This is a genomic window from Synechococcus sp. CS-1328 (assembly GCF_025128095.1).
Lineage (GTDB): Bacteria > Cyanobacteriota > Cyanobacteriia > PCC-6307 > Cyanobiaceae > CBW1002.
Genome location: NZ_JAHLYT010000059.1, coordinates 59,168 through 65,292, shown reverse-complemented (window position 1 = coordinate 65,292; position 6,125 = coordinate 59,168). Strand labels below are relative to the sequence as shown.

General features: G+C 68.5%; 9 protein-coding genes. 4 read left to right on the top strand and 5 right to left on the bottom strand.

The window, feature by feature from the left end; genetic code table 11:
- Nucleotides 1-120 precede the first annotated feature (120 nt).
- The 3 genes from crtH to KQ310_RS11125 all read left to right on the top strand — a co-directional run bounded on the left by crtH (nucleotide 121) and on the right by KQ310_RS11125 (nucleotide 2,770).
- Nucleotides 121-1,734 carry a carotenoid isomerase gene (crtH, locus tag KQ310_RS11135; protein ID WP_399238172.1) on the top strand — a complete coding sequence of 538 codons (1,614 nt, stop codon included), beginning with the start codon at nucleotides 121-123 and terminating at the stop codon, nucleotides 1,732-1,734.
- Nucleotides 1,735-1,919: 185 nt separating this feature from the next.
- Nucleotides 1,920-2,204 (top strand): hypothetical protein, encoded by a 285-nt coding sequence (locus tag KQ310_RS11130; protein WP_259721810.1) that lies wholly within the window; start codon nucleotides 1,920-1,922, stop codon nucleotides 2,202-2,204.
- A complete protein-coding gene (locus KQ310_RS11125) occupies nucleotides 2,201-2,770 on the top strand; it encodes a hypothetical protein (protein ID WP_259721809.1) in 570 nt (189 codons plus the stop codon). Before KQ310_RS11130 ends, KQ310_RS11125 begins: the two co-directional genes overlap by 4 nt.
- Nucleotides 2,771-2,787: 17 nt before the next feature.
- Here the strand turns inward: KQ310_RS11125 and KQ310_RS11120 are convergent, their stop codons facing one another.
- Nucleotides 2,788-3,567 (bottom strand): response regulator transcription factor, encoded by a 780-nt coding sequence (locus KQ310_RS11120; RefSeq protein WP_259721820.1) that lies wholly within the window; start codon nucleotides 3,565-3,567, stop codon nucleotides 2,788-2,790.
- A 159-nt stretch (nucleotides 3,568-3,726) separates the two neighbouring features.
- On the opposite strand from KQ310_RS11120, the gene KQ310_RS11115 reads away from it, so the two are divergent.
- Nucleotides 3,727-3,993 (top strand): DUF6761 family protein, encoded by a 267-nt coding sequence (locus KQ310_RS11115; RefSeq protein ID WP_197154016.1) that lies wholly within the window; start codon nucleotides 3,727-3,729, stop codon nucleotides 3,991-3,993.
- Nucleotides 3,994-4,015: 22 nt separating this feature from the next.
- On the opposite strand, the gene grxD is transcribed toward KQ310_RS11115, so the two are convergent.
- The 4 genes from grxD to KQ310_RS11095 all read right to left on the bottom strand — a co-directional run bounded on the left by grxD (nucleotide 4,016) and on the right by KQ310_RS11095 (nucleotide 6,103).
- On the bottom strand, nucleotides 4,016-4,339 hold the full coding sequence (gene grxD, locus KQ310_RS11110) for a Grx4 family monothiol glutaredoxin (protein ID WP_259721808.1): 324 nt from the start codon (nucleotides 4,337-4,339) through the stop codon (nucleotides 4,016-4,018).
- Nucleotides 4,340-4,456: 117 nt separating this feature from the next.
- A complete protein-coding gene (locus KQ310_RS11105; protein ID WP_197154018.1) occupies nucleotides 4,457-4,690 on the bottom strand; it encodes a BolA family protein in 234 nt (77 codons plus the stop codon).
- Between the two features lie 103 nt (nucleotides 4,691-4,793).
- Nucleotides 4,794-5,312, bottom strand: a complete 519-nt coding sequence (locus KQ310_RS11100) for a hypothetical protein (protein ID WP_399238180.1) — start codon at nucleotides 5,310-5,312, stop codon at nucleotides 4,794-4,796.
- An 83-nt stretch (nucleotides 5,313-5,395) separates the two neighbouring features.
- Entirely contained in the window at nucleotides 5,396-6,103 is a 708-nt protein-coding gene (locus KQ310_RS11095; protein ID WP_259721818.1) for a 1-acyl-sn-glycerol-3-phosphate acyltransferase, read from the bottom strand.
- Nucleotides 6,104-6,125 lie beyond the last annotated feature (22 nt).

Genomic DNA, 6,125 nt, shown 5'->3' with positions numbered 1-6,125 from the left:
GGAGTCCAGGGCCGGAAGGTCTTGGACTTGCTCATGCCCCATCTTATCGGCCAGATCCATTGCAGTCACTGGGATCTGGGCAGATTCAGGGGCGTCTGTGGAGAATGCGGGCGGTGATCTATGCGCGACAGGCTCCTAGGGTCGCGCCCTGTTGGCATCGCAGCACCGGTGGACAGGCCTGACTGGGACGTGATCGTGATCGGCTCGGGCGTCGGCGGGCTGGTCACCGCCTCCCAGCTGGCGGCCAAGGGCGCCCGGGTGCTGGTGCTGGAGCGCTACCTGATCCCGGGAGGCTCGGGGGGCAGTTTCCGGCGGGAGGGCTACACCTTTGATGTAGGCGCCTCGATGATCTTCGGCTTCGGCGAAAAGGGCCACACCAACCTGCTCACCCGGGCCCTGGCGGATGTGGGCGAACGCTGCGCCACGGTGCCGGATCCGGCCCAGCTCGCTTACCACCTGCCCGGCGGCCTGGAGGTGGCGGTCGACCGCAACTACGACACCTTCCTCGCCGATCTCACCGCCCTCTTCCCCCACGAGGCCCGCGGCATCCGCGCCTTCTACGACGCCTGCTGGCAGGTGTTCCGCTGTCTCGATGCGATGCCGCTGCTCTCGCTCGAGGATCCGGCCTACCTGGCCAAGGTGTTCTTCCGGGCGCCGCTGGCCTGCCTCGGCCTGGCCCGCTGGCTGCCGGTGAACGTGGGCGATGTGGCCCGCAGGCACATCCAGGATCCGGCCCTGCTGAAGTTCATCGACATCGAGTGCTTCTGCTGGAGCGTGATGCCGGCGGATCGCACGCCGATGATCAACGCCGGCATGGTGTTCTCCGACCGCCACGCCGGCGGCATCAACTACCCCAGGGGCGGCGTGGGGATGATCGCCGAGAAGCTGGTGGCGGGGCTGGAGCGGCACGGCGGCGCGATCCGCTACAAGGCCCGTGTCACGGAGGTGCTGCTCGAAGGCGATCGGCCCAACGCCCGGGCCGTGGGCGTGAAGCTGGCCAGCGGCGAAACGATCCAGGCGAGGCGGGTGGTGAGCAACGCCACCCGCTGGGACACCTTCGCCGGCGCGCCCGACGGTGAAGGCTCCGTGAGCCAGCCGCTGGTGGATGCCGCCCATACCCCCAGGGCCGAAGCCACCTGGCGTCGCCGCTACAGACCCTCCTCCTCCTTCCTGTCGCTGCACCTGGGGGTGGAGGCCTCGCTGATCCCCGCGGGCCTGGACTGCCACCACCTGCTGCTCGAAGACTGGTCGCAGATGGAGGAGGAGCAGGGGGTGATCTTCGTGTCGATCCCCACCCTGCTGGATTCCTCCCTGGCGCCGGCGGGCCGCCACATCGTGCACACCTTCACCCCCAGCGCCATCGAGCACTGGCGCCAGCTCAGCCCGGCCGCCTATCGCGCCAAGAAGGAGGCCGACGCGGCGCGGCTGGTGCAGCGCCTGGAGGCGATCCTTCCCGGCCTGGCCGGGGCCATTCGCCTGCAGGAGATCGGCACGCCCCGCACCCACCGCCGTTTTCTCGGGCGCATGGGCGGCAGCTACGGGCCGATTCCAGTCCTGCCGCTGCCGGGCCTGCTGCCGATGCCCTTCAACCGCACCGGCCTGCAGGGCCTCTACTGCGTGGGGGATTCCTGCTTCCCCGGCCAAGGGCTCAATGCGGTGGCCTTCAGCGGCTTCGCCTGCGCCCACCGCATCGGCGCCGATCTGGGCCTCAACCCCTGGGCGCTGCCGGCCTGAGCGGAGCACGGCTGGCTGTCCAGGCGTCATGCGCCGGAGGCTGGCTGCCCAGCTGGACCGCACAGAACTTGCCAGCCCAGAACCAGCGGGAAACCGCCCGTGCCGTTCTCGCGCCTCCATGGATGTGTCCATAGCGTGACCATCGTTCCTGCCGTCGTGCGCCCGCGGGCGACGGCCTCCAGCCGATGAGTTCCGTCCCCACCCCCAGCTCCGAAGACCTGGCCCGCTATCTCGAAGCCCGCGGCGAGATGGGCAAGCCCTGGATGTGGCACCTGCTGCGCCTCACCAAACTCAAGGAGGCCAAAAACGAGATGGAACCGGAGGCCTACCTGGCCAGCCTCCAGGACGCCCACGCCGACCTGATGCGCCTGGGCACCTTCTGGAAGGGCCGTGAGGCCGAGGTGTTCGGCGGCCGCTACCAACCGAGTGCCGTGATCGAACCGCTGCCCGGCTCCGCCGACGACCGATGACCCCGGATCAGGACCCGGCCATCCACCAGGCTCCGCTCGCCGACCAGGCTCCAACCATCCATCCGATGGCGCCGCTGATCCGGTTGACGCTGCTGGGGCTCTACCTGGCCCTGGTGCTGCCCCTGCCGCCCCTCGCCCCTGAGGGCCTGCATCTGGCCATGGCCGTGCTTGTGGCTGTGGGTCTGCTGCTGGTGCTGGCGGTCACCAGCGAGCAGGTGGAACTGGACGACCAGGGGCTGCGGGTGGGTCATCCCGCCTGGTGCCGCTGGTTGCTGCGCCGCGGCTGGAGCCTGCAGTGGAGCCAGGTGCGCGGCCTCACGCCCGTGGCCACCAGCCAGGGAGGCCGCGTCTATTACGTGCGAAATACCAAAGGAGCGGCCACCCTGCTGCCGCAACGCGTTGCCGCCTTCGAAGACTTTCTGGCCCGCTTCAGCCGGCAGACGGGCCTCGACACCAGCTCCATCGGCCGGATCAGCCCAGCCTGGACCTACCAGCTCCTGGCAGCTCTGGTGGTTGTGCTGTTGATCAGCGAAGCCATTGCCCTGACCGTCAGGCCGCTTGCCTGAACGTTCAACGCCGGAGGTCAGTTGAGCCGACCGAGCTGGTGGGGCTGGGCAACCTGCAGGCTGTCGGCCGAGACCTCGGGAACGGGATCGGGGAGGGTGTCGAGGCTGAAGCGATAGCCCTGCTGCCGCATCGTTTCGATGCCGCCTCCCTCGCCAAGGCCGGCCTGCTCGAGCTTGCGGCGCAGGGTGAGCACCTGGGTGTCCACCGAGCGGGGGCCGCCACTGAACGGCGGCCAGGCCATGCGCAGCAGTTCCTGGCGGCTGCGCACCACCCCAGGGGGCATCAACAGGGCACAGAGCAAGGCAAATTCCCGCGGGCTGAGTTCCACGGGCTGATCCCGGAGGGTCACCTGCCGCAGCAGCAGATGCACTTCCAGCGGCCCCACACAGACCCGTTCCTGCAGGCCACTGCCGCTGCGCCGCAGCAGGGTGCGGCAACGGGCCGCCAGTTCCTCCAGCCCGAACGGTTTGCGCAGCACGTCGTCTGCGCCGCCATCCAGCAGGGCCACCACCGGCTCAGAGCCGGAACGGGCCGTGAGCACCATCACCGGGCAGCGCAACATCGCCCCCAGCCGCAGGGCTGAGCTCTCCTCCAGCAGCTCCGCACTCACCAGCAGATCAGGAGCCTGCTCCTGACAGACATCCAGAGCCTCACGCGCCGTGGACACCGCGGCCGCCAGATGGCCGTCCTGCCGGAGCCGCTGGGCCAGAACCGTGCGCAAGGTGGCATGGGGATCCACCACCAAGACCCGCTTTGGTTGGCTGATGGCTGGAGCCTGATTCGGTTGGGTCTTCAGGTCCACCCCTGGCCCCCTGTTGCCGATACGCTACTTGCAGGGTAAAGGGAAAACGGGTATCGCCTGATGCCTTTCGTTCTGTCCCCTGCCTCTCCCTCTGCAGCGAACGCCTCAACCCGTCTGAGCGCCGGTGTCCCGGCCCCGGGTTTCTTGCCCCCCATGACCGCCCTCCAGCACCCCGACGCCATCCGCCATTTCCAGTCGCTCTGCGATGCCTGCCAGGAGCTGGCCAGCCGCTACCACGGGCCGGCGGAGCTGCGCCTGTATGCCGATGGCTACCTGCACGCCCTGCGGCGCACGGCCGTTCTCGACCCCCTGGCCCAGCGGCGCCTCGAGGAACTGATCGATCGCTGGATCCTCGATCCCTCCAGCTTCATCGGCCCCGATGGCGACCCCCGCTCGCTCTACGAGATGGAGCGCCACTGAGCCGACTCGGGATCCGAGGCCTTCAGGAGGCCAGTGCCACCGCCAGGGCCTCGCGCAACTCGCCGGAGTTGTACATCTCAATCAGGATGTCGGAGCCGCCCAGGAAGGCTCCGTTCACATAGATCTGCGGGATCGTGGGCCACTCGGAGAACTCCTTGACGCCCTGGCGGATCTCCATGTCCGAAAGCACATCAAAGGTTTCGAACGGCACCGCCATGGCATTGAGAATCTGCACCACATTGTTGGAGAAGCCGCACTGGGGCATCAGCTTGCTGCCCTTCATGAACACGAAGACCGGGCTGCTGCCGACCAGGGTCTCGATGCGCTGCTGAAGACTGGCGTCCATGGGGTGAGGGGAAACGGTGAAGAATATGGCGAAATCGGGTCGCCGGAATCAAAGGAACGACCTGACCAAACAGCCGGTCAGACAGAGGCGTGCTCCAAGGAGCGGAGGGGCCTGATCTCAGGCGGGAACCGAGGTCTGAAGGGCCAGGGCGTGGATGGCCTCGCTGGCCAGTTCCTGCTTGAGCGCTCCGTAGACGAGCTGGTGCTGACGCACCCGCGGCAGTCCGGCGAAGGCAGCCGACACCACCGACACCTGCAGATGATCACCACCGCCGGTCAGATCCTCCACCGACACGCTGGCATCGGGCAGAACCCGGCTGATCGCCTCCTTGACCTGATCCGGATGAACCATGGGGGCGGTGAACGAGCACTGTGCGGACCGGAATCTAGGGACTCGCCCTCTCAGCCGACGAGAAAAGAGTCCCCCCTCCGGATTGATGCAGGCGCGGCGGGCCTCAGGGGGCCGGGGTGGAGGGAGCCCCGTAGGGGGTGCTCACGAAGCCCAGTTCCACCAGGCTCTGATAGGCCTTGCGGCCCTCCTCGTTGGTGGGGGTCATCACCTTCACCACCTCGACCAGCAGGGGCACAGCCACCTCGGGCTGGTTCTGGCGCCGGAACAAGGCCGCCAGGCGCAGGTTCACCTGCGCGAGGGTTTCGAGGGCTTCGCGGCCCTTCTGATCCATCTCGCGCGGAATCCGGGCGTCGAGGCCGCGGAAGGAACCACTCAGGTCGCGGTAGAAGCCGAGCAGGCGGCGGGTGGCATCGCGGGCCTGGTCGTAATCCTTGCGGGCCTGAGCGAGGTTGCCGGCGGCGGCGGCCGCATCCCCCCGGGCGATCACCGCCCGCACTGACTCGAGATTGAAGGCACTGCCGGGGGCTTCCAGGGCCTTCTGGGGCTCCTCCTGCTGAGCCTGGGCCGGAGCCACGAGCCCAGGAGCACCGAGCACAGCGGCCAGGGCAACGGAGCCGACCAGAGCACCGGCATGGCGCCCAGCTCGGATGAGGCGTTGGGCAGCGAAGAGCCTGCGCACGTGACGGCCAATGACTGGGTCGGACTTTATGAGACGCGCAGTGGTCGCCCCACCGCTGCACGAGCCGCTTCCTCAGCTGTTTGCATCGCCTCGGCCAGGCGGTGGGTGAGCGAGAGGGCGGCGGCGCGGCCCTGGCCCTCCACCCGCAGCGGCTCGCCGAACTGGAGGGCGGCCGGATCGCCCAGCTGCGGCGCGGTGTGGCCATAGGCGATGCCCACCGGCACCACCGCCGGATCCACGCCCTGACCAGCGGCCATCAGCGCCAGGCGGGCCAGCCCCTGGTGCAGGCGGATCGGGCCGTCTTCCCGCCGGATCCGCCCCTCGGGAAACACCACCAACTGCTCCCCCTGGGCCAGCAGATCGAGGGGGTAGCGCAAGCTGGCCAGGGTGGGGTGGCTCTGGTTCACCGGGAAGCAGCCGAGCCGGTGCAGAAACCAACCCTGCAGCCCCCGCATTTCATCGATGGTCACCATGAAGCGGCAGTCGCGGCCGGTGACGCGACGACCGGCGGCAAAAGGCAGCATCAGCGCATCCCAACGGGCCCGGTGGGTGGGAGCGAGCAACACCGGCCCCTGATGGGGCAAGTGCTCGGCGCCCTGCACGATCAGCCGGGAGAAGAAACCCTTCAGGGCCACGTCCTGGGTGAGTGCCATGGCGAGCGGAGCCAGCCAGGGATTGATGCCGTTGCAGAGGCCGCGCTCCCGCAGAGGTCCACCCTTGCCGCGCAGAGCCAGACCTGAAGAGGAGGAATGGCCG

Excerpts from the sequence above, each read along its gene's own strand:
- crtH (WP_399238172.1), top strand. The coding sequence starts at position 121 with ATGCGCGACAGGCTCCTAGGGTCGCGCCCTGTTGGCATCGCAGCACCG.
- KQ310_RS11130 (WP_259721810.1), top strand. The coding sequence starts at position 1,920 with ATGAGTTCCGTCCCCACCCCCAGCTCCGAAGACCTGGCCCGCTATCTC.
- KQ310_RS11125 (WP_259721809.1), top strand. The coding sequence starts at position 2,201 with ATGACCCCGGATCAGGACCCGGCCATCCACCAGGCTCCGCTCGCCGAC.
- KQ310_RS11115 (WP_197154016.1), top strand. The coding sequence starts at position 3,727 with ATGACCGCCCTCCAGCACCCCGACGCCATCCGCCATTTCCAGTCGCTC.
- grxD (WP_259721808.1), bottom strand. The coding sequence starts at position 4,339 with ATGGACGCCAGTCTTCAGCAGCGCATCGAGACCCTGGTCGGCAGCAGC.
- KQ310_RS11105 (WP_197154018.1), bottom strand. The coding sequence starts at position 4,690 with ATGGTTCATCCGGATCAGGTCAAGGAGGCGATCAGCCGGGTTCTGCCC.